General features: G+C 37.9%; 23 protein-coding genes. 11 read left to right on the top strand and 12 right to left on the bottom strand.

The features are described from left to right. Positions 1–14: 14 nt before the first annotated feature. From accB to cutA, 4 genes are all read right to left on the bottom strand, one after another. Positions 15–482 carry an acetyl-CoA carboxylase biotin carboxyl carrier protein gene (gene accB / locus J8L70_RS05610; protein WP_211054531.1) on the bottom strand — a complete coding sequence of 156 codons (468 nt, stop codon included), beginning with the start codon at positions 480–482 and terminating at the stop codon, positions 15–17. A gap of 77 nt (positions 483–559) precedes the next feature. Next, complete coding sequence (gene aroQ / locus J8L70_RS05605; RefSeq protein ID WP_211054529.1) at positions 560–1,012, bottom strand: type II 3-dehydroquinate dehydratase; 453 nt, start codon at positions 1,010–1,012, stop codon at positions 560–562. Between the two features lie 251 nt (positions 1,013–1,263). Continuing rightward, positions 1,264–3,066 (bottom strand): protein-disulfide reductase DsbD, encoded by a 1,803-nt coding sequence (locus J8L70_RS05600; RefSeq protein WP_211054528.1) that lies wholly within the window; start codon positions 3,064–3,066, stop codon positions 1,264–1,266. Beyond that, positions 3,066–3,386 (bottom strand): divalent-cation tolerance protein CutA, encoded by a 321-nt coding sequence (gene cutA / locus J8L70_RS05595; RefSeq protein ID WP_211054526.1) that lies wholly within the window; start codon positions 3,384–3,386, stop codon positions 3,066–3,068. The genes J8L70_RS05600 and cutA overlap by 1 nt, the downstream gene beginning before the upstream one ends. A gap of 174 nt (positions 3,387–3,560) precedes the next feature. On the opposite strand from cutA, the gene J8L70_RS05590 reads away from it, so the two are divergent. The 3 genes from J8L70_RS05590 (at position 3,561) to groL (ending at position 6,134) form a co-directional block, all read left to right on the top strand. Next, the gene (locus tag J8L70_RS05590) at positions 3,561–4,040 is read left to right on the top strand and encodes an FxsA family protein (RefSeq protein ID WP_211054524.1); all 480 of its coding nucleotides are present in this window, start codon (positions 3,561–3,563) and stop codon (positions 4,038–4,040) included. A 109-nt stretch (positions 4,041–4,149) separates the two neighbouring features. After that, positions 4,150–4,437 carry a co-chaperone GroES gene (locus J8L70_RS05585; protein WP_211054522.1) on the top strand — a complete coding sequence of 96 codons (288 nt, stop codon included), beginning with the start codon at positions 4,150–4,152 and terminating at the stop codon, positions 4,435–4,437. Between the two features lie 47 nt (positions 4,438–4,484). Next, a complete protein-coding gene (groL, locus tag J8L70_RS05580) occupies positions 4,485–6,134 on the top strand; it encodes a chaperonin GroEL (RefSeq protein ID WP_211054520.1) in 1,650 nt (549 codons plus the stop codon). A 182-nt stretch (positions 6,135–6,316) separates the two neighbouring features. On the opposite strand, the gene J8L70_RS05575 is transcribed toward groL, so the two are convergent. Then, the gene (locus tag J8L70_RS05575) at positions 6,317–7,159 is read right to left on the bottom strand and encodes an AraC family transcriptional regulator (RefSeq protein ID WP_247664709.1); all 843 of its coding nucleotides are present in this window, start codon (positions 7,157–7,159) and stop codon (positions 6,317–6,319) included. Positions 7,160–7,419: 260 nt separating this feature from the next. Between J8L70_RS05575 and J8L70_RS05570 the strand changes: the two genes are divergently transcribed. From J8L70_RS05570 to J8L70_RS05550, 5 genes are all read left to right on the top strand, one after another. Beyond that, entirely contained in the window at positions 7,420–8,370 is a 951-nt protein-coding gene (locus J8L70_RS05570) for an SDR family oxidoreductase (protein WP_211054497.1), read from the top strand. A gap of 37 nt (positions 8,371–8,407) precedes the next feature. Further along, positions 8,408–9,103: a fibrobacter succinogenes major paralogous domain-containing protein gene (locus J8L70_RS05565; protein WP_211054496.1), complete on the top strand. Its 696-nt coding sequence runs from the start codon at positions 8,408–8,410 to the stop codon at positions 9,101–9,103. 8 nt (positions 9,104–9,111) lie between these two features. After that, positions 9,112–9,852: an alpha/beta fold hydrolase gene (locus J8L70_RS05560; RefSeq protein WP_247664705.1), complete on the top strand. Its 741-nt coding sequence runs from the start codon at positions 9,112–9,114 to the stop codon at positions 9,850–9,852. Between the two features lie 590 nt (positions 9,853–10,442). Further along, positions 10,443–10,949 (top strand): hypothetical protein, encoded by a 507-nt coding sequence (locus tag J8L70_RS05555; RefSeq protein WP_211054495.1) that lies wholly within the window; start codon positions 10,443–10,445, stop codon positions 10,947–10,949. Positions 10,950–11,190: 241 nt separating this feature from the next. Continuing rightward, positions 11,191–11,733 (top strand): redoxin domain-containing protein, encoded by a 543-nt coding sequence (locus J8L70_RS05550; protein WP_211054494.1) that lies wholly within the window; start codon positions 11,191–11,193, stop codon positions 11,731–11,733. Positions 11,734–11,804: 71 nt separating this feature from the next. Here J8L70_RS05550 and J8L70_RS05545 read toward each other — a convergent pair whose 3' ends face one another. Further along, positions 11,805–12,989 (bottom strand): NAD(P)/FAD-dependent oxidoreductase, encoded by a 1,185-nt coding sequence (locus J8L70_RS05545; RefSeq protein ID WP_211054493.1) that lies wholly within the window; start codon positions 12,987–12,989, stop codon positions 11,805–11,807. A 205-nt stretch (positions 12,990–13,194) separates the two neighbouring features. Between J8L70_RS05545 and rsuA the strand changes: the two genes are divergently transcribed. After that, positions 13,195–13,893 (top strand): 16S rRNA pseudouridine(516) synthase RsuA, encoded by a 699-nt coding sequence (rsuA, locus tag J8L70_RS05540; RefSeq protein WP_211054492.1) that lies wholly within the window; start codon positions 13,195–13,197, stop codon positions 13,891–13,893. Here rsuA and J8L70_RS05535 read toward each other — a convergent pair. Further along, positions 13,883–14,656, bottom strand: coding sequence for a YggN family protein (locus tag J8L70_RS05535; protein ID WP_211054491.1), 774 nt, complete (start codon positions 14,654–14,656; stop codon positions 13,883–13,885). The two genes, rsuA and J8L70_RS05535, sit on opposite strands and share 11 nt — an antisense overlap. 169 nt (positions 14,657–14,825) lie before the next feature. Then, positions 14,826–17,255 carry a zinc-dependent metalloprotease gene (locus tag J8L70_RS05530; protein ID WP_211054490.1) on the bottom strand — a complete coding sequence of 810 codons (2,430 nt, stop codon included), beginning with the start codon at positions 17,253–17,255 and terminating at the stop codon, positions 14,826–14,828. Positions 17,256–17,422: 167 nt separating this feature from the next. Here J8L70_RS05530 and J8L70_RS05525 point away from each other — a divergent pair, with 167 nt between their 5' ends. Continuing rightward, a complete protein-coding gene (locus J8L70_RS05525) occupies positions 17,423–18,394 on the top strand; it encodes a class 1 fructose-bisphosphatase (RefSeq protein WP_211054489.1) in 972 nt (323 codons plus the stop codon). Between the two features lie 1,140 nt (positions 18,395–19,534). Here the strand turns inward: J8L70_RS05525 and J8L70_RS05520 are convergent. Continuing rightward, positions 19,535–19,870, bottom strand: a complete 336-nt coding sequence (locus J8L70_RS05520; protein WP_211054488.1) for a hypothetical protein — start codon at positions 19,868–19,870, stop codon at positions 19,535–19,537. Between the two features lie 39 nt (positions 19,871–19,909). On the opposite strand from J8L70_RS05520, the gene J8L70_RS05515 reads away from it, so the two are divergent. Continuing rightward, positions 19,910–20,275 carry a DUF5522 domain-containing protein gene (locus tag J8L70_RS05515; protein ID WP_211054487.1) on the top strand — a complete coding sequence of 122 codons (366 nt, stop codon included), beginning with the start codon at positions 19,910–19,912 and terminating at the stop codon, positions 20,273–20,275. A 135-nt stretch (positions 20,276–20,410) separates the two neighbouring features. On the opposite strand, the gene J8L70_RS05510 is transcribed toward J8L70_RS05515, so the two are convergent. The 3 genes from J8L70_RS05510 to J8L70_RS05500 form a co-directional block, all read right to left on the bottom strand. Beyond that, positions 20,411–20,836, bottom strand: a complete 426-nt coding sequence (locus J8L70_RS05510) for an adenylyltransferase/cytidyltransferase family protein (protein WP_211054486.1) — start codon at positions 20,834–20,836, stop codon at positions 20,411–20,413. A 69-nt stretch (positions 20,837–20,905) separates the two neighbouring features. Then, the gene (locus J8L70_RS05505) at positions 20,906–21,973 is read right to left on the bottom strand and encodes a CDP-glycerol glycerophosphotransferase family protein (RefSeq protein ID WP_211054485.1); all 1,068 of its coding nucleotides are present in this window, start codon (positions 21,971–21,973) and stop codon (positions 20,906–20,908) included. Positions 21,974–22,319: 346 nt separating this feature from the next. After that, positions 22,320–24,629, bottom strand: a complete 2,310-nt coding sequence (locus J8L70_RS05500) for an EAL domain-containing protein (RefSeq protein WP_211054484.1) — start codon at positions 24,627–24,629, stop codon at positions 22,320–22,322. Between the last annotated feature and the right edge of the window lie 61 nt (positions 24,630–24,690).

Raw genomic sequence — 24,690 nt, 5'->3', positions numbered from 1 at the left:
TAAAAGTTGCGTAATTATTCAATGATGAATAGAGGTTGATCAAATTCTACTGGTTCGCCGTTTTCTACTAAAATTGCTTTTATAGTACCGGCTTTATCTGATTCTATTTGGTTCATCATTTTCATTGCTTCAACAATACATAATGTATCGCCTACTTTTACTTGTGTACCGACTTCTACATATGCAGGTGCATCTGGTGACGCTGCAGTGTAAAAAGAACCAACCATAGGTGATAAAACCTGATGACCTGTTGGTGCTGCTGGTGCTTGTGCTGATTCTTCAGCAACTGCAGGAGCAGTTACGGGTGCCGCTGTTGGTGCCGGCGCTGCAAATTGTGGTGCGTACTGAGGAGCGTATGCTGGGCCTGCGCTCATATTATTACGATTAATACGTACCGACTCTTCACCTTCGGTGATCTCAAGTTCAGCAATACCCGATTCTTCTACTAATTCGATAAGTTTTTTAATCTTGCGAATATCCATTTAACGACCCGCCTGTTAGTTTGTGTGTTAAAACCAAAGCTATTTGCTCACGCTTAATAACTGAGGTTAAATTTAAATTAAAGTGTATTTTGCAAACGCATTACCGCAGCTGTTAATGCTGCTTTATAACCCATTGCACCTAATCCGCATATTACGCCTTGCGCCACATCAGAAAAATAAGAATGATGTCTAAACGCTTCACGCGCATGTACGTTACTTAAATGAACTTCATAAAACGGTACCGAAATACTTAACAGTGCATCACGTAAAGCAACGCTAGTATGCGTAAATGCAGCAGGGTTTATAATGATAAAATCAACCGCTTGCCAAGCATCGTGAATACGTTCTATTAAAGCCTGTTCACTATTACTTTGAAAATGCGCTAACTCAACATCTAGACTCTGAGCAACCATATTTAGTTCGCTCATAATCTCGGCTAACGTTTGTGAACCATATTTATCTGGTTCACGTTTACCAAGCATGTTTAAGTTGGGGCCATTTATAACTAAAAGTTTAAATTTTGCAGCCATAATACGCGATATATCCTATAAGTAATGAGTTAAACAATTGCTAACTAGCTTTTCGATATAACATAAGTACAAAAAAGAAAAATAGCAACACTTTCTCACGTTAGCGCTCTATTATAGTCAGTTCGACGTAAATAGCAGCAAAATACTGGTCTAATCTCTATTGGAGGGAAATGTAACGAAGAATTTACAGGCTTATCGCTAGCATTAAACCAGTGATAAACCTGCAGTATAAATAGCCGACTTTTGTACGACTACTGGGCGTTGGCACGCACTCTAGAAAGGTGGTTCGCAAAGTCATCTGCGTTTAAAAAACCTGTTACTCGTAAGTCATTGAGCTCTTTACCTTGGGTATTAAAAAACAAAATACTGGGTAACCCAAATACACTATATTCATCCATGACTTCGATGGTTTCGTTATCACTTTGCGTTAAATCTATTTGAATAAGCGTAAAGTGCTTAAATTCACTTTGCACTTGTGCTTGAGGAAAGGTGTAATGCTCAAACTCTTTACACGCCACACACCAATCAGCATACAAATCGACCATAACCGGCATACCTTGCTTATTTGCCTTTGCTACCGCCGTTTTTAACTGGGCTAAATCTGCCACTTTTGTAAACGTATTTTCCTGCTTAACTTGCTGTGTATGCGCCTTCTGCGGCCAAAGGGCTTGTTTAACTAAGGTAAAACTTGTCAGCACTAATAGCGTTGCAATTAACCATAAAGCGGTTTTAGATTTACTTTGTCGCTGACTACTTTGCCAATAATGTAAATAAACAGCTATCGCTAATGCTAACCCACCAGCAAGTAGCAAAATAATATTAAAAGCAACAATGCGTTCAAGCAAAATAAGCGGGATAGCCAACATAATAAAACCAAATAAGGTTTTAACTTGCTGCATCCAAGCGCCCGCTTTTGGCAGTAATTTTCCACCCGATGTTCCTAGTAACAACAGAGGTAACCCCATGCCTAAACTCAGTACGTATAAGGTTATTCCGCCAATAAAGTAATCGCCACTTTGTGCCACAAACAATAATGCAGCCGATAATGGCGCCGTTGTACACGGTGAGGCAATCAACCCCGACAACACTCCCATTAAAAATACACCGAGGTAATTTCCGCCCTGTTGCTTGTTGCTAACATGCGTTAATTTATTCATTAAACCGCTAGGTAATTTTATTTCGTACCAGCCAAACATCGACATAGCCAATAATACAAATAATAAGCTAAAGCTAATTAATACATAGGGGTGCTGTAAATACCCTTGTACTTGCCCGCCTAATGCAGCAACGACTAATCCTAAAATAGCATAGGTAACTGCCATGCCCTGAATGTACACAAATGACAATATAAATGCTTTTTTAGTTGAAAGGTTTTGTTGCCCAGCAATTAAGCTCGATAAAATAGGAAACATAGGAAATACACACGGCGTAAATGCAAGCCCTACACCTAATACAAAAAATATTACTAAGTTAGTAAGTAAACCCTGGCTTGCTAAACGCTCTGCGAAGGTTAATTCGCTTGTTGTGGTGTTTGTGTTTTTATTAGGTGCATTTTGTATGCTTTGCGGTGCCGATAAAGCACTTTTTTCACTCGCAGTGGCTTGTTCGGTATGAATGAGGCTAAGTGGTACACTGATTACCTCCGGTGGATAACACAACCCAGCTTCTGCACACCCCTGATAACGTATTTTAACCACCGCATCGGTGGTAATATGGCTTAAATGACTTGTTAAACTAACACGATTAAAAAAGACTTCGGTTTTGCCAAAAAATTCATCTTCAATAATCTCGCCCAGCCCTAAATCACCTACTTTTATCGTGGCATTTTTAGCAATTAGTTCAATTTTTTTCTTATATAAATAATACCCAGGCGCAATATCCCAGCTAATATCAAATTCACTCCCTTGCTGTGAAAAATTAAATACAAAAGCTTGATCTACAGGCAAAAATCGCTGTTGCGGAGCATCATTAATAAAATCATTTAAAAAACTATTATTTGCAGATAATGAAGGAGCCGAAGCTATAAACAGCAAGCAAAAAAACAACCAACGCATTAACTTAAAACCTCATCCATCCAATTAAAGTACGCTAAATTACCGGTACTTACATCAACCACCTGAATTTCAGGTACTTCATAACTGTGTAACGATTTAATGGTATCGAACACGTCATTTAATTTTTCAGCTTTGGTTTTAATCAATAACTTAACCTCTTGAGATTCAACCAATGCTTGCTCCCACATATAAATAGAAGTGACTTTAGGTAAAATATTGACACAAGCAGCTTGTTGTCGTTTTACCAGTGCAGTAGCAAGCACTTTGGCTTCTTGTTCGTTTTCGCACGTCGTAAAAATTAGCTTAAATTGCGTATTCATAATTAACCATATTAAAACTGAGGATATTTTGATATATCCATAGTATCTGATAGCTAAACCAATGTGTAGATAACCTTATTAAAGGATAGGCTAATATGCTCTCTTGAAAAAAGACCCCTGCACCCTCATTAATATTTCACCAACTCTATTGAGTTTCATTAATTAGAGAGCTTTATGTTTAGATTTTTATTTGTGTTGTTTATTATCATTCCCATTATTGAAATAGCCCTACTCATTCAAGTAAGTGAAGTGATTGGTGGCTTTGCAACGATTGCATTAGTCATACTGACCGCCATACTTGGGGCAAAAATGGTAAAACAACAAGGCATGGGCGCAATGCAAAATGTGCAAAGCCAAATGGCACAAGGGCAAATGCCAGCTAAAGAATTATTTACCGGAATATGTGTAGTGATTGCGGGTGTATTATTACTAACTCCCGGCATTATGACCGACGTTTTTGGGTTGCTATTACTCACTCCAGCTATACGTAATAAATTAGCAGCCGGACTTGCTAGCCAAGCCACTGTAAAAATGAGTGCTTCAATGCAACAAAACCAACGTCCAAGTGGTTTTTCACAGCAAAGTACACAACAAAATAATCATCAAGTAGAGCATCCAACAACAATAGATGGTGAATTTGAAAGAAAAGATTAAAAATTTATCGTTTTTTCTCTTGGAATTTTTCACTCCACCCCCATTATTGAATGCAAATTAGCAAAGCTTTTATTCTGTATTGTTCAGAAACTGTTAGGAGTAATAAAAAATGAACATTCGTCCTTTACAAGATCGCGTAATCATCAAGCGCTTAGAAGAAGAAACCAAATCTGCTGGCGGTATTGTATTAACTGGCTCTGCAGCTGAGAAATCAACTCGCGGAGAAGTTATTGCTGTGGGCAATGGCCTAGCTTTAGAAAATGGTGATATTAGAGCACTAGAAGTAAAAGTAGGCGAAACGGTTATATTTGGCAGTAATGTTGAAAAAATTGAAAAGATCGAAGGTCAAGAGTACCTGATCATGCGTGAATACAACATTTTAGGCATTGTAGGCTAAACCTACTTTTCTTTAACAAACATTTAAGAATTTAGAGGAATAAAATCATGGCAGCAAAAGAAGTACTTTTTGCAGGTGACGCACGCGCTAAAATGCTAACTGGCGTAAACATCTTAGCAAACGCAGTAAAAGTAACATTAGGTCCTAAAGGCCGTAACGTAGTACTAGACAAATCATTTGGCTCTCCAGTAATCACCAAAGATGGTGTTTCTGTAGCAAAAGAGATCGAACTAGAAGACAAGTTCGAAAACATGGGCGCACAAATGGTTAAAGAAGTAGCATCTAAAGCAAATGATGCTGCTGGTGACGGTACAACAACCGCAACCGTACTTGCACAGTCTATCGTAAACGAAGGTTTAAAAGCGGTTGCAGCGGGTATGAACCCAATGGATCTTAAACGCGGTATCGATAAAGCAATCATTGCTGCTGTTGCAGAGTTAAAAGCATTATCAGTACCTTGTGCCGACACTAAAGCAATTGCACAAGTAGGTACTATTTCAGCTAACTCTGATAAAGAAATTGGCGAAATCATTGCTGATGCAATGGAAAAAGTAGGCCGTAATACCGGTGTGATCACAGTTGAAGAAGGTCAATCACTAGAAAACGAACTTGATGTTGTAGAAGGCATGCAGTTTGACCGTGGTTACTTATCACCTTACTTCATCAACAACGCAGAAAAAGGCGCAGTTGAGCTAGATAACCCATTCATTCTACTTGTAGACAAAAAAGTATCTAACATTCGTGAATTATTGCCTACATTAGAAGCCGTAGCTAAAGCAAGCAAGCCGCTACTTATTATTGCTGAAGACCTTGAAGGCGAAGCGCTAGCAACATTAGTTGTAAACAACATGCGCGGTATTGTTAAAGTATCGGCTGTTAAAGCACCTGGCTTTGGCGACCGTCGTAAAGCAATGCTACAAGATATCGCTGTATTAACTGGCGGTACTGTTATTTCAGAAGAAATCGGCCTTGAGCTTGAAAAAGCAACAATCGAAGATTTAGGTACTGCTAAGCGCGTAGTTATCACTAAAGACGATACAACGATTATCGATGGTGCTGGTGAAGAAGACGGCATTAACGGTCGTGTTGCACAAATTAAAGCACAAATTGAAGAAGCAACGTCAGACTACGATAAAGAAAAACTACAAGAGCGTATGGCTAAATTAGCCGGCGGTGTTGCAGTAATTAAAGTAGGCGCAGCAACCGAAATCGAAATGAAAGAGAAAAAAGACCGCGTAGAAGATGCATTACATGCCACTCGCGCAGCGGTTGAAGAAGGTGTTGTACCTGGTGGTGGTGTTGCATTAGTACGTGCTGCTAGCAAGCTAGTTGAACTACTTGGCGATAATGAAGATCAAAACCATGGTATTAAAGTTGCACTTCGTGCAATGGAAGCGCCACTTCGTCAAATCGTAACTAATGCGGGCGATGAAGCATCTGTTGTTATTAACGCAGTTAAAGGTGGTGAAGGTAACTACGGTTACAACGCAGCTTCTGGCGAGTACAACGACATGATTGAAATGGGTATCTTAGATCCAACTAAAGTAACGCGTTCTGCTTTACAGTTTGCCGGTTCAATTGCAGGTCTTATGATCACAACTGAAGCAATGGTTGCTGAAATTCCTAAAGACGAATCTGCTCCAGCTCCTGATATGGGTGGCATGGGCGGAATGGGTGGCATGGGCGGCATGATGTAATAGGTTTTAAACCTATACTATAACCTTAGCCCAACCACTTAAAAAAACTGAATAGTGAAGTAACCCCCAATAATTGGATAATCCAATTATTGGGGGTTACTTAATAGCTATATTCAGTTTTTTTGTTCAGAGGGAAGAGATTGTTGGAGTATTCTGTAGCTAAAGGTTTAGTTAACCCTCTTTTATGTCACTCTTCCTTTAGGTATTTGTTGTGACTGTGTCCAATGCTTCGGTGATTGTCCGTACATTCGTTTGAACTCTCTACTAAATTGAGATGAGCTAACATAACCAACCTCCATTGCGGCATTGTTAACGTTCATGCCACCAGCAATTTTCATAGCCGCAGTGTTAAGCCTCATCGACTTAACAAATTGAAGTGGTGACATGGTAGTGGCTTGTTTAAATTTTCGGTGAAATACGGCTCTGCTCATGCCAACCTGAGCAGCAATATCTTCTATGGTAAATGTATCATTTAGACGAGAAGACAAATACTCAATGGATTTTGCTATTTCATTACCTAAACCAAAAGCCCGTTTTGCAGACTCTCCCGCTTCACCTTTTAATACAGCATAATACAACTCTCTCAGTCGACCATCGCCAAGTATTGCACTATCCGATGAACTGTTAGTGACTATGAGCAGGCGATAAAGTGCCTCCGTAAAAGCATCATCCCAATGGGAAAGTGAGAATCCAGGAGGAAGTGAAGCTCCCTCAGGTTTTCGAAAAACACCTACAGCTCCCTCCATTGCAATTGCAAGCTCTGTCATTACTTTCGTATCTAGGGAGATATAAACACCTAAAAGCGGATTTTCAGGAGAAGCTGTGGGTGTTCCCGCTTCAACAGGCATCGACATCGAACAACACATATATTGATTATTGTTATAGATATACCTTTTTCCGTCTAATATAGCCTCTTTAGCACCGCTCACTATCGCGACAATAGTTGGTTCATATACGGCTGGAGCGCAGTTAAGTGGACTTGTTATCCGAAAAAGCTGTACCCCCTTTACACTGGTTTCCACCATGCCGTCTTCACAGACACTGCTCTCGATAATTTGTTTAATTAATGCTTGAGTCATAAGCTTCATGCCATTTAATGGTACATAACGTCAAAGTATCAGTGAAAAATCCAAAGCTCAACGGTTTGATACAAATAGGCATATTTTAAAGATAAATCCGCCTATTTATGCCTCTAAATGATATTTATAATTATTTTATATCGAAGTATGGTTGTACTGATTATACCGTACAACTAAATATCAACATCAAATTGAGGTGTTTTAAAATGACGAGTAAAAAGCTATTTGGCTCAAAAGGCTGGACACCGGAACGATTGGGCTCTCTATCAGGTAAAACTTATATTATCACTGGTTCTAATACGGGAACAGGATTTCAGGCAACGCGGATACTGCTTTCTAAAGGTGCAAAAGTAGTGATGTTAAATCGCAACCCGCATAAATCGAAAGATGCTATTGAGGTGTTACGAGAAGAGTTTGGTAATCATACTGAAGTCTCTTTTATCCGTATGGATTTAGCCGATTTGAACTCTATACGTAAAGCAGCTTCAGAAGTATTGGAAAAGGTGAGTCATATTGATGCATTACTGTGTAATGCTGCTATCGCACAAATTGCTAAACAAGAACTCACTGTTGATGGTTTTGAAAGTCAATTAGGTGTCAATCATTACGGGCACTTTCTTCTGTGTGGCTTACTCTTCAATCGTATTGAAGAGTCAAAAGGACGTATTGTGGTTGTCTCAAGTGAAGGTCACAAAATGGGACATCGAACCATTCAGTTTGACGATATCAATTGGGATAAAAACTACCACCCCAACAAAGTTTACAGCCAGAGTAAATTGGCACAAATGATGTTCGCCTACGAACTTCAAGATAAAATAAAATCTGCAAAAAAGCAGGTGAAAGTTTACGTTTGTCATCCGGGGGCATCTAATACATCACTTATCAATGAAAAAGCCAATTTTGCGACAAGGTTCTCGTGGTCTTTGATGGTCAAGTTAGGTGTCGCTCAAACAGCTAACAAAGGAGCATACCCTGAAGTTATGTGCACAACTGAAGAAAACTTAAAAGAACGTGCTTACTATGGCCCTACAGGACTAATGAACTTTGGTGGGCCTGTAGGTCAAGGAAAACTTGAGCCTTTTGTTCTAGAAAAGAACGCATTAACTAAATTGTGGGCATTATCAGAGAAAGAAGTATCGTTTAACTGGCCGCTTTAATTCAATTAATGACACTCTGCATGCCTAGGCAGGAACAATGAAAAAATTACTTTTTACACTAGGACTTTTTATGTTAAACCCACAAACGTCAGCAGCAAGTTACTCTAACTCTGCGCAAAGTGATGACCATAACACCGTGCACGATAGTGACGGGAATGTTTACCGCACCGTAAAAATAGGCGGCCAAGTTTGGTTGGCTGAAAACTTAAGAACAACGACTTTTCAAGATCGATCAAAAGTTAGCACCGGTTATATTCCTAATGATGACGAAAGCCAACTTTTGACATATGGAAGGCTTTACAATTGGCTGGATGTCATTGATGAGAGAAATATTTGCCCAACAGGTTGGCGAGTTGCTTCGGATGATGACTGGAAAGCGCTTGAAAAAAGCATAGGCATTTCTGAGTCTGAACTTAATAAAGAAGGTTGGCGAGGTGAAAATGATATTGCAATAACACTTAAAGCAGTGCAGCCAGATACAGTATTTAAAAATTTCGAACAATCACAAGTTAATCTGCATCGTTTTTCAGCTCAACCTGCCGGCGTAAAACTTGGTAATTGGTATACCACTCAGGGTATGTATACTGAATTTTGGACAAGTAGCAATGCAACAGACAAAGAGGCTTACGCAAGAACACTTGCTTATTCTTGGTGGAATTCACATAAAGGTGAAATTCGCCGTACAAAATTAAAGAAGAGCTATATGTTTTCAGTTCGGTGCGTAAAAATTTAGGTGAATAAATGAAAAAAATAATGGTAACGATGATATTTATATTTGCTTGCTTCCATTTGACCGGTTGTTCTCGATCTGAAGCACAAATTACTGAGTACCAATCCACCGATGAACTCGTTGTACTTGCTCATGGTTTAGGGAGAAGTGACGGAGCCGTGTGGCTTTTCGCTCAGCGATTAGCAAATGCAGGGTATAAAGTGTGCCGATTAGACTACGCGACTATTGGTGAAAGTATTGATGATGTTTTAGCGGAAACGACAAAACAAATTGACGCTTGTCTATTACACGCACCCAAAGTCCATTTTGTTGGGCATTCACTTGGTGGATTAGTCATTAGGGCATATCTACAAAACAATCAGTATCAGCTAGAAAAAATTAATATTGCCGAGGTTGTATTAATAGGCACACCGAACAAAGGAAGTGAATTGGCAGATCACTTAAGTGACGCTTGGTTAATGGAAGTCGGAGGCGGGATAAGTCGCGCACTTGTCACAGGAAGAAGCAGCTTAGGTAATAACCTTGATGAAACAGATGCGAATATAGGCATAATTGCGGGCACAAAATCATCCAACCTGACTAATGACCTATTTGACGGACCAAATGATGGCTTCGTGTCGGTAGAGTCGACAAAGCTGAGTAGCATGAGTGATTTTATTACTATTGACGTTAGTCATTCTATGATGCGCTATAACTTAGACGTTGCCGAACAAACTATTAATTTTTTGCAAAATGGAAAGTTTCAGCATTAATAACAAACCGAAGCTTTATAAACCGCTTAGAGAATGATTCACTCAAACTTAATCAGCCAAATATATATTTTCAATATCTGAATTTACCTGATTTCCTTAATATTTCACTTTAGTACTTTATACCTAGAGGTATAAAGTGAGTATCATTGCTTCCATAAAATAACTAAGACAATAAAAACAAAAGGATAACTCGTTAATAGGCGACATGATGTAAAACCGTTCCCCCATGATCGCATAAGCGTTCATAAAGCTTTATAAGGCCCGCAAGACATTGTTTTGCGGGTTTTTTTATAACTTTAATAAGTTCACAAGATTTCATTGGCTCTCTTTAAATTTAGAACGTTTAGGCAGTATTGAGGGGGTAATGTGGGGTATTTCACAAATATCGAGATAAAAATAGATTCAGTTTTTAATAAACCCCCCCTATTCTAATCAAATAGGTATTTATAAATGAAGCTGATTAATAAGCAATCAAAGTATTAAAATACCGATTAAATTAGTGATCCACAGCGCTTCCCCCAAAAAGGCGTATAAGTTGGCTTTAATAGATAAACAGGCCCTAGTGCATTATTTTTATAGTTAGGATAACAATGCAACAACGTAAAAAATTTAAAAACCCTTATATTGGGTTAACCAAAGAGGACTTTGTTACCATTACAGATAGCCTACAAGAATCATTAATTAATGAAATGAATAAAGCTGATCTTAACGGTGAATCACTCGCTTACTTTAGAATTGACGGTGATTTTTTCTACGATGGTATTTATTATTCTGCTGATATTTTAGTTCCTAAAACTCACTGGTTAAACTCTCGAAAACAAAATCAAAGAAAGCTCTGGATTGCAGTCATATATAATGTCGCTTATGGGGAAAAGTTAGATGCTGAATTTGATTTTGATAAAATTGAAGATCCCAACTTTGGTGTAGTAAAAACAGTACAACTGAGTGAGCTTAACGAGCAAGAACTGGCCTATGAAAAAATAAGGCGTGTTGAAATGCTTGCTGATATTGAAAAGGCCGCCATCAGGGATAAAGCATCTCAAGTAGAAAAAGACCGAATTTTGGCTGAGTTTTTAACTAAAGTAACAAAGCACTAAAGTTCTTTAACTTAGGGTGACTCATTGCTTAGTTATATACTGGGTATTTATAGTGTACAAGCTGCAATATTGATGTAACTTTTTCATACTATTGACTGTACTTTAGTTAAACTTAACACACTAAAAAACAATTTAACGATTAAAAACAGCGACCTATAAAGTTGGTTAGCAGCTTGCTACATACCATTATCTATTAATGGCTAACATTTAAGTTATGCCACCTATATTATGGAGATAGCAAATGCAAAATACCAAATTAGTCGCCGGTGAACAGTTTCCCGCAATTAATGTAAGCAATCAACAAGGCAATAAAGTAGACCTTGTTAACGCTGCTAGTGCTGCTAACACCTCAAAAGAATGGTCTTTAGTTATTATCTACCGCGGATTTCATTGCCCTATTTGTTTAAAATATTTAAATGCGCTTAACGACTACAACGATAAGCTTGCTGCGATGAACATTAACCTTGTTGCCGTTTCGGGTGATTCTCAAGAGCAATTAAAGGCAATGCAAGATAAAGGTCTAAACGTAGATTACCCTATATTGACTGAGTTAAGCGTGGCACAAATGCAGCAATTAGGTTTATATATTTCTGATCCTATGAGTGATTCTGAAACCGATCATACGTTTGCCGAACCCGGACTATTTTTAGTTAATCCACAAGGTAAAACGGTGATGATTGAAATAGCAAACGCCCCCTTTATACGTCCCGATATAGAACAATTGGTTAGCGGAATAGAGTTTGCTCTTGAGAATGATTACCCTATTCGTGGTACACATCGTTAAATAATAACGATACTTGCGTAAGGTTAGTGCTCAACTAACCTTACTTTTAGCGAAAACACCTTTAAATACAGCTAACAATACTGTCCGGCGGCAAAGCCACAACTCCAAGCGTATTGAAAGTTATATCCCCCTAACCAGCCGGTCACATCCGTTACTTCGCCAATAAAATAAAGACCCGGCGCTTTTTTAGCTTCGAATGTTTTTGAGCTTAGCTCGTTAGTATCCACTCCACCTAAAGTCACTTCGGCGGTACGGTAACCCTCTGTTCCATTAGGCTTAATTTGCCATGCATGTATATAGTTAGCGAGCTCGTCGATTTGAGCATGAGTAAGCTGATTTATATTACAATCAGGAATGGCGTTGTTATCGTGGAGTATTTCAACAAAGCGTTTAGGTAAAATAGTGGCTAAACTGTTTTTTAACGATTTTTGAGCTTGTATTTCTCGCCACGCACCCAACTGCTGTTTTAGGTTATTATCTGGCAGTAAGTTAATCGTTACGGCCTGACCCGCACGCCAAAAAGAGCTAATTTGCAATATAGCCGGACCCGATAAACCTCGATGTGTAAACAATATATTTTCTTTAAATGCAGTCCCGTCTTCACTCGACACTTCGCAGGCAATACTAATCCCCGAAAGCCCCTCAAAACGTTCTTTATCGTGCTGGTGCAATGTAAAAGGCACTAATGCAGCCATTGTTGGCAATACATTTAAGCCAAATTGTTCAGCTATTTTATAACCGATTGGGGTAGCACCTAATTTGGGCATGGTTAAGCCACCCGAAGCGATGACAAGAGAATCACAGCTAAATGTTTCTTGCTCTGTTGTAACCTGATAGCCCGAGTCTGTTTTACTGACATTCAAAACTTCATTACGTAAATTAATGCTAACGCCTGCCCACTCACATTCGGTAAGTAAAATATTAACGATATCTTGCGCGCTGTTATCGCAAAATAATTGCCCTAATGTTTTATGATGGTATGCCAATGAGTGACGGTCGACTAAATCAATAAAGTCATGTTGGGTATAACGACTTAAACACGATTTAACAAAATGAGGGTTACCACATAAGTAGTTACTTGGACTGGCATTTTCGTTAGTAAAATTACAACGACCACCACCACTAATGAGTATTTTACGGCCTGGCTTTTTACCCATATCGAGCACATTGACACTGCGCCCTCTATAGCCTGCTTGTGCAGCACACATTAAACCTGCAGCACCTGCGCCAATAATAATTACATCTGTGTGGGTCATGTTAATCTCTCAAATATTTTTGCCGATTATAGCAAATAAAATTTATATAAACCGAAACATCTCTCAGCTAAATGGTGGCTAATTTTGGCCTTTAAAAGTCGTTTAAAGCCGATTATTGGCTGTTTTAACAATGCATGCTTTTGTCTTATTTTAAGGTATCGGCTATACTCGCGCACACTTAAGATGACTAACAATGTGAACCTCAATGAAATTCCCTTGCCGCTTAGATAAATTTATTAGCCATTTAGCCGAATTACCGCGTTCAAAAGCACGCGCAGCCATTAAACGTCAGGACGTTAGCGTTAATGATGAAACCGTAACAGCATTTGATTTTCAAATAAAAGCGCAAGATTCAGTTGTATTTCAGGGTGAACAGTTAGCCTTTTTAGGTAAACGTTATTTTATGCTACATAAGCCTGCAGGTTATGTGTGTGCAAATGTAGATGAATTGCACCCCACTGTATTTGATTTGCTCGATGAGCCGAATATGGCTGATTTTCATATTGCTGGGCGATTAGATATTGATACCACGGGGCTTGTTTTAATTACTAACGATGGTGATTGGTCGCATCGTATTACCTCACCTAAGCATCAAAAATTAAAAACCTATTTAGTTGAAACCTTAGAGCCTTTAACCTCTCAAGCCTTAACACAGCTTCGTGAAGGTGTGCAGTTACATAACGAAAAAGAACTAACCCGCCCTGCTATTGCAGATGCACTTGAAAGCTATAGTTTGCGATTATCGATTAGCGAAGGGAAGTATCATCAAGTAAAGCGCATGTTAGCGGCGGTAGGTAATAAAGTCGTTGAATTACATCGTGAGCAAGTGGCTAATATTGTATTAGATGAAAACTTACAAAGTGGTGAGTATAGAGCACTAACCGACGCTGAAATTAAGATTTAATTTGCACTAAATCAAAGTCAGTCATGCTAGGCACGATAGCTTGCAAGCGCGATTCGGTCATATCGAGTGTATTTAAATACTCACAGTATTCGGTCGCTTTTAAGTCGAGCTGTTGAGCTTTTTTTTGTAATGATTTATCTATTTCTTTTGAAATAATATCCATACGTTGCCCCATGTCGTTAATTCGGTCTTCAATATTGCCTTCACGTGATTTAAACGCATCACCTAACGATACCAATATAGAGCCTAACGAACCATGTACTGCTGAGTGAATTTTAGTGCTTATTTCTTCGGTAAAAAAGTCATCTATTTGTGATAATGATTGAGGGGCAATAAAATAAAAGTCATCGCCTCGTTTAAATTTATCCATAAGCGCTCGCTCAACATACTGTAGCTGCGTTTTTAGCACCTCTGGCTCTTTATCCGAGATCCCCTCAACAACATGCTCTATTGCACTTAAACCTAAATTAACACCATCGGTTGCAAGATTTACAAGCTCTGGCACTGTATGGCGTATTCCTGCACTAAACTGCTGAAGTACTTTGCTTTCATCTTGACTTAAATCAACCCAGTATCCGCGAATGAACAATTGATTATTATTGTTTATTTGCACCCGAGTTTGCCCTTTATCAACAATCCTAATTACATCATCAGTAATAATTAAACCATGACGAAGCTCTACATCACATTGTTTTTCGGCCACTGCATGACTACTTGAAAGCGCAATAGATAACGCCAGTATAGAGCGAGAAAAAAACGTCATAGACACCTTCAAAAGAATAAAAATTAGACCTGTAGACTAACAAAAAAAATACCTGAAGCAAGAAAAAGGTCGCGCCACTGTAACAAGTATACTTGCCTCGCGACGCTCATCTTTAATTCTTAATCGGTATCATAACCTGTAGCAAGTATATACTTGCTGTTATTACACATTAAATAGGCGAACCTGGTGGAATAGGCAATGCTTTAAAGTTATTTGGCCATGTACCGGTATTTAAAAACAATTTTATTTGTTCAACCAAATACTGCTTAAATGCACTTTCGCCTTCGCTCGTGTGACTAATGAATGAGTTTTGCTCAAAATCATTCATTAGTTTTACTAAATAATAATTGAGCTGTGCTTGCACTTCTGGGCTAGTGTTAGGGCTGGCAATTACATCGGCCATGGTTTTAGCGGTTAAATACTGTACCCGTTGAGTGACTTTACCCGCCATAGTATTAGGTGTAGAAACTTTAAATACACTAGCGTATAGCTCAGTTAATAGCTCATTTAAGCTATAAAATTCGCTATGACGTGCTTGTTGTTGCGCTAAACGATTCAAACGCTGGCTATTTAATAATAACGATAAACTATGTTGCGCAGCAACTTCAGGCAAGGCCATAGCGTCGAGTGTTAAACCGGTACGCCCTACAATGCTTTCGCGCGATTTAGATTCACCATAAGCTTTTGGCGGTATCAGTGAAAGTATTGATTCAGGTACAACCAAGTTTTTTGCTTTAAGTGTTGCCAGTATGGCAGTTACCGCCTGTTGTTGTTTTATTTTATCAACAACTTGCGCGCCTTTTGCCGCTTGCTCACTACGGGTTTCGTAGTGATAATCAACCCCTGCAACCAATTTTACGGCTGCCTCAATTTGATAACGATGAAACAAATATAAAGGCACTAGCATTTCTTCTAGATTAGATAATGCAGCGCCGGTTTTAATATTATTTATACCAAATTGAGCGAGCGCCTGCTGACGCACCTCAAGCACTCTAAGTAATTCTTCACTTGGATTACTGCCATTATCCCAAAGGTGCGCTGTTGGATGCGCGCCGCCTTTTGCACGGGCATCACTATCAGAAATAAACGCTAAGCCTTTGGCTTTATTTTCGGCCAAAATAGCCTTAAGACCGCTCTCTTCGTTTTGATTAGTAAAATCGCTGTAGCCATATTTAATAACTTGCGTATCCCAAACACCCATTCCTTTTGCATAGCCACGCGATACATCAAGCTTACCTTGCTCGTTAAAACTTAATAACGGGTGCGGGTAATCCATAACCGATGCTCTATCGTTTACCGAAGCAGCAAAGTTATGAGCAATACCTAGTGTATGTCCAACTTCATGAGCACTTAATTGACGAATTCGATCAAGCGCCATCGCTTGCAGCGTTTTAGTTACCTCGTTACCTTTTATGTAAGGTGCGCTAAGTGCTTGTGCAATTAATAAATCTTGACGAACCCTTAACGATCCAAGCGTTACATGGCCTTTAATGATTTCTCCGGTACGAGGATCAATCACTGAGCTCCCATAAGACCAACCGCGCGTAGCACGATGCACCCATTGAATAACGTTGTATCTTACATCCATAGGATCGGCATTACTTGGCAGTACTTTTACCATAAAGGCATTTTTAAAACCGGCCTCGGTAAATGCATTGTTCCACCATTTTGCACCTTCTAATAAAGCCCCTTTAACAGGCTCAGGTACCCCAGGATCTAAATAATAAACAATAGGTTCAACAGGTTCACTCACCGGTAAGTTAGGATTTTTTTTAATTAAACGATGACGTGGTATATAACGCACATACATAGACTCACCTAAAGGCGCTGAGTAATCTTTGTGTTCAACACTCCAAAAACCCGACTGCGTATTAAACTGGCGAGGTGTGTAGTTGTTATCGGGTAATTCTATAAGCGAATGATGCATATGTACCGTTAACGAATATGGGTCTGCACTGACTTGGCGAACATATTTACCAACGTTACTGCCTTTAAAAGTTAATACTGCTTCTAATTCAGTATTTTTCATGAAGGCTTTTGAGCGCTCCATAAATACAGCACTACGCGTGTTGTCTAAACTAAAATTACCTTGTTTACGTGCTGCTAATATGCGGCTTACTCCATGCACATCTGACAATAAATAAGGGGTATAATCGACTAATGCAGCGTCACTATCTTGTGCTACAACTTTAAGGCCTGCCAAAATACTCGAAGCAAATGCTTCTTTTACACTTTGTTTTTCGGCTTTATTTGTGGTGTTTGCACGGTAGTAAGTGTTTACAGCTCGGAGCATGACTTTATCGCCAAAGCGTTCGAACTGCACTAAATGCGTATTACCAAGTTGGCCTCTATCTAACCCTATGTCGTTAGAACCCACTCCATACGGTAAGCTTTGTTGTAATAAAAATTGCTGTTTTAATTTATCTACTTTTAAGTAAACTTTTCCTGCTTGTGTATCATAATAGAATGAAAAGTAGCCCGGAAAGTGATTCATTTTGTCAGTAAATTCATCAATAGACTTAATTGCTGCGTTCGCTTGGGTTATGATGGTAAGCAACACAGTAAAGAACATGTAACGTAGTAATGGAATTTTTTGCATAATCTTATCTTTGTTATTGGCGTTTTAAGTATGATTAGGTAGCCCTATTATGTAGGACCTATTTAAACAATACAGTTATTTAAGACGAAATTCAGCGCTTTAAGTTAATCTCTCTCACATTATGATTAACTTTTGCCAATGGTATAACTTGTTATCAGGAAAATAGAATGCGTAGACTCCCCACAGTGATGTTAGAAGACGGCTGTTCAAACGAACTTCTTTTATTAATTCGTACAGTACTTGCTGCCTGTAAAGAGATCTCGTTTAGAGTAGGCCAAGGCGCACTTTCAGGCGTGTTAGGCTCAACTCTCGATGAGAATATTCAAGGTGAAACTCAAAAGAAACTTGATGTTTTATCTAACCAACTTTTAAAGGATATTTTACTTGAGTCTGGTTATGTGAAAGCCATAGCCTCTGAAGAAGAAGACTACACTGTTGCGGGTAATCCCGACGCTAAATATATTGTTGCCTTTGACCCACTTGATGGCTCGTCAAATACCGATATTAACTCGTTGGTAGGCACTATCTTTTCTATTATGGAAGCACCTGAAGGTTCTGATGCTGCTGATGAAAGCATTTTTATGCAACCTGGCCATAAACAAGTAGCTGCCGGCTATGTGCTTTACGGCCCATCAACCATGCTTGCGTTAACCATTGGTAAAGGGACTCGTTTATTTACCTTAGATAAAACTCAGGGTAGCTTTTTACTTACTCAAGATTTTTCGGTTATTCCAGAAGATACCAATGAGTTTGCCATTAATGCGTCAAACCAGCGCCATTGGCAGCCGGCTATGCAAAACTATATTAATGACTTAGTGGCTGGCGATACGGGTCCTCGTGCTAAAAACTTTAATATGCGTTGGATTGCTGCAATGGTTGGCGATGTGCATCGTGTTTTAAGCCGCGGTGGTATATTTGCTTACCCAACTGATACTAAAGACCCTAAAAAACCGAATAAGCTACGTTTGTTATACGAAGCAAACCCTATGGCTATGTTGGTTGAACAAGCTGGCGGTATTGCTTCTACAGGCAGTGAGCGCATTATGGATATTCAACCCGATGCTATCCACCAGCGTGTGGCCGTTATTTTGGGTTCTAAAAACGAAGTTGAAACATGTTTAGGTTATCATAAAGATTAACCCTTCGTTTTTACGTTAAAAAACACCGCGCTAATATACGCGGTGTTTTTGTATGTAGCTGATGAGTAGTAACCAGAACGTTTTTATAGCTTCTCATTTACCCTCATTTGCTGCTCTTTGTGAGCATTGGTTTTTGTTTTTTGGTTTAAGTAATTAAGTGATTAAGATATTTATGCACAAAGAGGCGCTTCGCTTTAGAGACGCTGTGCTTTAGAGTAGTGATTTAGTGACTAGGGCGTGTTTTATTTTGTGTTTTGGCTTCTCATTTACCCTCATTTTCTTCTCTTTGTGAGCATTGGTTTTTGTTTTTTGGTTTAAGTGAATAAGCCATTTATGCACAAAGAGGCGCTTCGCTTTAGAGACGCTGCGCTTTAGAGTAGTGATTTAGTGATTTAGTGATTTAGTGACTAGGGCGTGTTTTATTTTGTGTTTTGGCTTCTCATTTACCCTCATTTTCCTCTCTTTGTGAGCATTGGTTTTTGTTTTTTGGTTTAAGTGATTAAGTGAATAAGCCATTTATGCACAAAGAGGCGCTTCGCTTTAGAGACGCTGCGCTTTAGAGTAGTAACTTAGTGATTTAGGACTAGAACATGTTTTTCACTTCTCATTTACCCTCATTTACTTCTCTTTGTGAGCATTGGCTTTTGTCTTTGGTTTTAAGTGATTAAAGCTAGTGATTAAGCCATTTATGCACAAAGAGGCGCTTCGCTTTAGAGACGCTGCGCTTTAGAGTAGTAACTTAGTGGTTTAGGACTAGAGCGTGTTTTTCACTTCTCATTTACCCTCATTTTCTTCTCTTTGTGAGCATTGGTTTTTGTTTTTGGTTTTTAAGTGATTAAGTGATTAAGTGATTAAGCCATTTATGCACAAAGAGGCGCTTCGCTTTAGAGACGCTGTGCTTTATAGTAGTGATTTAGTGACTAGGGCATGTTTTATTTTGTGTTTTGGCTTCTCATTTACCCTCATTTTCCTCTCTTTGTGAGCATTGGTTTTTGTTTTTTGGTTTAAGTGATTAAGTGAATAAGCCATTTATGCACAAAGAGGCGCTTCGCTTTAGAGACGCTGCGCTTTAGAGTAGCGACTAGAACGTTTTTATAGCTTCTCATTTGCTTCTCTTTGTGAGCATTGGCTTTTTAATGGCTAGTCAGGGGTGTTGTTTAACAGGTGTAATATTTGTACTAGCTTTGCAATCGTTAACTCACCCATTTGATCGTCATTACTGAGTGCGTAAATGACTCCCTCGGATTCACCGCAAGCAATATCATCTCTCGATTCAATAACATTTGCCCATAACAGCAAATCATCTAATGGAATTTCATTATTAACGACCCGCTCAAGCACCTTAATAACCTCTTGCGTGGTTACGCTATAGTTTATATCTTGGCCATAACTTGGCGTGGCAGCGATGACACCAATGGCCGTTTCTTTATTATCGCCAAAACCAACAAATTCGGCTAATGCTGTTTTTATATTCATTATGTTATTCTTACTACATTAATACTTAAAAGACATATCATGCTCCAACTTAACTGCTCTCAATGTAATACATTACTTACATGCAATGTAAACGATATATCTGCATGTTGGTGCAGCGAATTGCCCGCTATTTTACCTCTTGATGCAGAAGCAACAGCTTGCCTATGCAGAACTTGCACCTTAGCTAAAATAAATCATTTCTTACAGCACATTTATACTCAGCCGATTAAAACCCAACTCGCTTTTGCTAGGCCATTTAAAAATAATGACAATCTCATAGCAGGGCTTGATTACACAATGGAAAATAATTACATGGTTTTTTCTAAGTGGTTTTTTTTAAAGCGAGGAACGTGCTGTAAAAATAATTGTAAAAATTGCCCCTATGGATATAAAAAACAGAAATAAAGGTGCCTTACTGTTACTCCCCTCTATTTCTTATTTATAATCTGACGACAATATACAGATTAGGCACTCATCAAAGTGCCTAATTACAACGTATTATTTTATAGAGATAACTTTCTAAAGCGCGGGTTGAATAATTTAAGACGCAGCAGTGATTTTATCTAAAACCTCACGAAGCTTTGTACTTGAAGTGTGCGAAGTATAAGAAAAATAGCAAATTTCTACATTAATTTTAGCGAAATCGGCTTCTATTTTTTTCCATTTATCGGTCCCTTGCCAGTCATCACCAACAAACATTTTATCAAACTTTAAATTATTCCACGCTTCTTCTTTATCGTAATTAACCTGAGGTACCACTTCATCAACAAACTTTATTGCTTCCACAAGTTCAAGTCGCTCTTGAAAAGGGATCACAGGTACTTTATTTTTAGCTGACTTACAAAGCTCATCGGTGGTTACACCTACAATTAAGTAATCGCATTCTAACTTAGCTCTTTTTAAAATATTTAAATGACCTATATGAAACAGATCAAAAACGCCTGTGGTGTAACCAATTTTTTTCATTTTTTAACCTAATAGTTATTTAGAACTTAAAGTCTTTTAACATTTACTTCATCCTTGTATTTTTACGTGTTAAATAGAATTATTTTTCAGATATTCGACAATTCTTTGACTTGCTTTTCCATCTAATGTTCCAGCAAGTTTCTTCGATAATGATAATCTTTTATCTGCCAAGTGATTTGGTTCGGCTAATTGCTGCTCTACCAAATTTTTTAAATTTTTATATTTTTTTGCATGTACGGCTAAATCAGCATATTCACCATAATCTTTATCCATTCTTTTTTTAAAGCGATAAGAAAATATACCTCGGTAGCTCCATCTTAATTTAAGGAAGTCACACCAAATAACAGGCTTATTTAATAAGGCAAATTCAAATAACGCAGACGATGCGTCACTGATTAGTAAGTCAGCCTCAGCTAAAAAAGGAACTAAAGAGTAATCTTCTACGCTAGCTAAATACACATTGGGGTATTCAGCCCAAGCCTTTAACAACTCGACATGCTTTTGATATTTTTCTTTACTAATTGAAAAATAATGGGGTTTAATTAATATATTATAATTAGCAAAGTGCTCTGGCCAGTTTTTAGGAAATAGCTCTAAACTGCTTGGGTAAAAGGTTGGCGCATATAATATTGTTTTCTTTTCTTTACTGAAATGAGTTAAATTTAAAGCCCCATCTATCTGCTCATTATTAAATATGGGATCTAGTTTACAAAAGCCAACATCAATAAATACATCTTCTGGGTACATCGTTTTTAAACGACTGCAACGATATTCCCCTTCAACAAAGCGAACGGTCATCGACTTGCTTGATTTGGTATAATAACTCGCTTTTGGCCCAATACCGTGACCTAACTGAGCACTTTTAGATACTTTGTGTAAGCGTTCTAAGTAAGGAAATGAATTTGCAAAGAAAACCCAATCAGCCTTTTCTTTCTCATAAAAGCTAATGGCCTCAGACTCTTTATCGACCCAGATATGGTCTAGATTATAGTGATTAATAACGTTTTGAATTAATGGTGAGTGAGGGTTTTTATAAAAAACAAATTTACTTTTAATACCCTCTTTAGATAGCTCTTTAAAAACAGGGATGTATTGAGGTAAATAATAAAGGCTTTGGGTATCGAAAATTACTTTCATATTAAATCACTATATTTTTATATCAATACATAACAAAAAAATGTTATTTGAAGACGAGTAAACCTAGATAATTATATCATATAAGTAGGCTATGAAATCGCGCAGTTATATTAAACATTGCACTTATTTTATTAAAAATTTTTATAAACGTTTATTAATTTGTAAATAAAAATATTGTTTCATAAGGAGTCAATCAGTCGCTCAAGAGCATATTACATTTATTAAAAGCCATACTAAATGTGCCTTTTAATAAATGCAATATTGCGTATGCTCTATGGCTATATTTACTATTTTTTTGCTAAATTGATTCGGTTCATTGTTTCTAAAAAGCAATCGTATGAATTATTTATTCTTTTTGATTAGTATAATAGTCGACTAACCATAACTCTAATAAATCGGCTTTTAATGGACGGCTCAGAAAGTAGCCTTGGGCATGATCACATTTCATCGCGTTTAATAACTTGAGTGAATTAAGATTTTCAACGCCTTCGGCTACGACGGTAAAGCCCAGCTGATGCCCTAATGTAATAGAAGACTGAACTATAAATTGATCTTTTTCCGATTCATCTAATTTTAAAATAAAGCATTTATCGAGTTTTAGCTCATCAATAGGAAGTGTTTTTAAACGACTGAGTGATGTTTGCCCTACACCGTAATCATCTAATGATACTTTTACGCCAATTTTATTTAACTCTTCAAGCGCTAATATCCCCTTAGCTTCATTTTCGATCATATCGCGCTCAGTTAGCTCAATAGTGATCAACTTAGGGTCTACTTTATTTTGATTTAAAATAGTTAGTAAGTTGCTATGAAAATTGGGTTGCGCAATATCTTGCGCAGAGACATTAATAGCGGCTTGCATATTAATACCTTTACTTTGCCATTGGGCTACTTGAGTAACGACTGTTTTTATAACCCACTGTGTTAATTCAACAATTAACCCCGACTGCTCGGCTAAATCAATAAATACCTCAGGTGATACCCAGCTGCCATCCTCACGCTGCCAACGTATTAATGACTCTACTTTATCGATTTTTTTAGTTTTAAAATGCAGCTTTGGTTGATAGGTCATAAATAATTGACCATCGTTGTTGTTTAAGGTTTGCTTGAGTGCATCGAGCATTTCTAAACGCTCTAAGTATTCCTCATCTTCACCATTTTCATAATAATGTATTCCATCAACGGTATGAGCCGCACTATCAACCGCAATAAGGACTCGTCGAATTAAGTCATCAGGGTTGAGTCCTTGCGCGGGGTATTGCAATACCCCAACACTAAAGTTCAATGCAATACTCAGTTTTTTAACAATATAACACGCCTGTAAACTGGCCATTAATTCGTTAATATTTTGCTGGGCTTGCGTTGGAAAAACAGCTAATAGTTCATCCCCACCAATACGCGCATTAAACCCGCCAAACCTTTCGCTAAATTCAGAAATGCGAAGTGCGACTGTTTTAATACATTGATCGCCTACCTGAGGACCAAGCTTATCATTGATATGCCTAAGGCCTTTAATATCAATTGCGACCAAAGTATAAGCCTGTTTTTCATCCAGTTGCTTAGCAAGCACTTCAAGCATTGCTGAGCGTGTATATAACCCTGTTAACGAGTCATGGCGAGCTTGAAAACTTATTTGTTTTTCACGCTCATTAATATCATTACCCATGTTATTAAACGCATCAACCAAGGTTGAAATCTCTATACTTTGCTTTTTAGTACTAAACTCAACATTGTAGTTACCTAATGCAAACTGCCTAGCCATTGCTGCTAAATGTGATAATGGGGTTGTTAAATTATTTGCTAATAAGCTACTGGTTACTACACCTACAAAAATAGTTAAAATAGCCACAACAATAACGGTTAAAAACAATTTTTCTAAATCTGTATAGCTTTGTGTTAAATCTGCACTTAATAAAATATTTACTGGATGTTTGCTCAGTGATGGTAAATCTATATTGCGATTTCGATACACTGGCAGTTCGCCAAATAACCGTGAAGTACTCGCCTGTTTAAAGTATTCGGTAGGAAGTATATCCTGCTTATTTGACTCTAGAGAGCTTTTAGCTAATTGATCTGCACTAGCTATAAAGCTTACATCCATACTCGTAAGGCTTTTTAGCTCTTTGGCAACATCAGTGCTTATTTTAAATCCAACTAGACTATAAGCTACGGTTCTAGGTGCATTTACAGGTAATAAAATAACTTGATAGAGTTGTTTATTTAATACTACAAAATTTGATTGCTCTGGTTTTGATAATAGCTCATGCATTAATGCTTCAAGGTTATGCTCAAATCTATCAGCACTATTGTTAGCAGAAATGAGTTGCCCTTTTAAATCAAGTAAGAGCATTAAATCTGCATCAATACGCTGGCTATGATTAAACAATACACTGCTAATAGTGCCGGCATCTCGGGTAGCAACCGCTTGCTTAAAGCCAAAGTCAGAGGTTAAAACTTTAGCGGCGGTAAGTAGTAAGCTTTCTTTTGATTTTAAGTATTGTTTATAAACACCTTCGGCAACTTGTATATCTTGGTTAACTTTTTCTTCTTGAAATTTACTAGCCGAAAACCAAAAACTAAATAGACTTGCTAATGTGGTTAATAAAATTAAACCAACACATAATAACATTATTCGGTTTTTTAAACTGTTCGTCATTAATTAGCCTTAAACTGGTTATTCAAAATAATGCGCAGTGGAGTATATAAACGTAAACCTT

The sequence above is a fragment of the Pseudoalteromonas sp. MMG010 genome (assembly GCF_018100905.1).
Taxonomy (GTDB): Bacteria; Pseudomonadota; Gammaproteobacteria; order Enterobacterales; family Alteromonadaceae; genus Pseudoalteromonas.
Note: the sequence above shows the minus strand (reverse complement) of the source record. Positions and strands in the feature narration are given on the sequence as shown.

Excerpts from the sequence above, each read along its gene's own strand:
- accB (WP_211054531.1), bottom strand. The coding sequence starts at position 482 with ATGGATATTCGCAAGATTAAAAAACTTATCGAATTAGTAGAAGAATCG.
- aroQ (WP_211054529.1), bottom strand. The coding sequence starts at position 1,012 with ATGGCTGCAAAATTTAAACTTTTAGTTATAAATGGCCCCAACTTAAAC.
- J8L70_RS05600 (WP_211054528.1), bottom strand. The coding sequence starts at position 3,066 with ATGCGTTGGTTGTTTTTTTGCTTGCTGTTTATAGCTTCGGCTCCTTCA.
- cutA (WP_211054526.1), bottom strand. The coding sequence starts at position 3,386 with ATGAATACGCAATTTAAGCTAATTTTTACGACGTGCGAAAACGAACAA.
- J8L70_RS05590 (WP_211054524.1), top strand. The coding sequence starts at position 3,561 with ATGTTTAGATTTTTATTTGTGTTGTTTATTATCATTCCCATTATTGAA.
- J8L70_RS05585 (WP_211054522.1), top strand. The coding sequence starts at position 4,150 with ATGAACATTCGTCCTTTACAAGATCGCGTAATCATCAAGCGCTTAGAA.
- groL (WP_211054520.1), top strand. The coding sequence starts at position 4,485 with ATGGCAGCAAAAGAAGTACTTTTTGCAGGTGACGCACGCGCTAAAATG.
- J8L70_RS05575 (WP_247664709.1), bottom strand. The coding sequence starts at position 7,159 with ATGGTGGAAACCAGTGTAAAGGGGGTACAGCTTTTTCGGATAACAAGT.
- J8L70_RS05570 (WP_211054497.1), top strand. The coding sequence starts at position 7,420 with ATGACGAGTAAAAAGCTATTTGGCTCAAAAGGCTGGACACCGGAACGA.
- J8L70_RS05565 (WP_211054496.1), top strand. The coding sequence starts at position 8,408 with ATGAAAAAATTACTTTTTACACTAGGACTTTTTATGTTAAACCCACAA.
- J8L70_RS05560 (WP_247664705.1), top strand. The coding sequence starts at position 9,112 with ATGAAAAAAATAATGGTAACGATGATATTTATATTTGCTTGCTTCCAT.
- J8L70_RS05555 (WP_211054495.1), top strand. The coding sequence starts at position 10,443 with ATGCAACAACGTAAAAAATTTAAAAACCCTTATATTGGGTTAACCAAA.
- J8L70_RS05550 (WP_211054494.1), top strand. The coding sequence starts at position 11,191 with ATGCAAAATACCAAATTAGTCGCCGGTGAACAGTTTCCCGCAATTAAT.
- J8L70_RS05545 (WP_211054493.1), bottom strand. The coding sequence starts at position 12,989 with ATGACCCACACAGATGTAATTATTATTGGCGCAGGTGCTGCAGGTTTA.
- rsuA (WP_211054492.1), top strand. The coding sequence starts at position 13,195 with ATGAAATTCCCTTGCCGCTTAGATAAATTTATTAGCCATTTAGCCGAA.
- J8L70_RS05535 (WP_211054491.1), bottom strand. The coding sequence starts at position 14,656 with ATGACGTTTTTTTCTCGCTCTATACTGGCGTTATCTATTGCGCTTTCA.
- J8L70_RS05530 (WP_211054490.1), bottom strand. The coding sequence starts at position 17,255 with ATGCAAAAAATTCCATTACTACGTTACATGTTCTTTACTGTGTTGCTT.
- J8L70_RS05525 (WP_211054489.1), top strand. The coding sequence starts at position 17,423 with ATGCGTAGACTCCCCACAGTGATGTTAGAAGACGGCTGTTCAAACGAA.
- J8L70_RS05520 (WP_211054488.1), bottom strand. The coding sequence starts at position 19,870 with ATGAATATAAAAACAGCATTAGCCGAATTTGTTGGTTTTGGCGATAAT.
- J8L70_RS05515 (WP_211054487.1), top strand. The coding sequence starts at position 19,910 with ATGCTCCAACTTAACTGCTCTCAATGTAATACATTACTTACATGCAAT.
- J8L70_RS05510 (WP_211054486.1), bottom strand. The coding sequence starts at position 20,836 with ATGAAAAAAATTGGTTACACCACAGGCGTTTTTGATCTGTTTCATATA.
- J8L70_RS05505 (WP_211054485.1), bottom strand. The coding sequence starts at position 21,973 with ATGAAAGTAATTTTCGATACCCAAAGCCTTTATTATTTACCTCAATAC.
- J8L70_RS05500 (WP_211054484.1), bottom strand. The coding sequence starts at position 24,629 with ATGACGAACAGTTTAAAAAACCGAATAATGTTATTATGTGTTGGTTTA.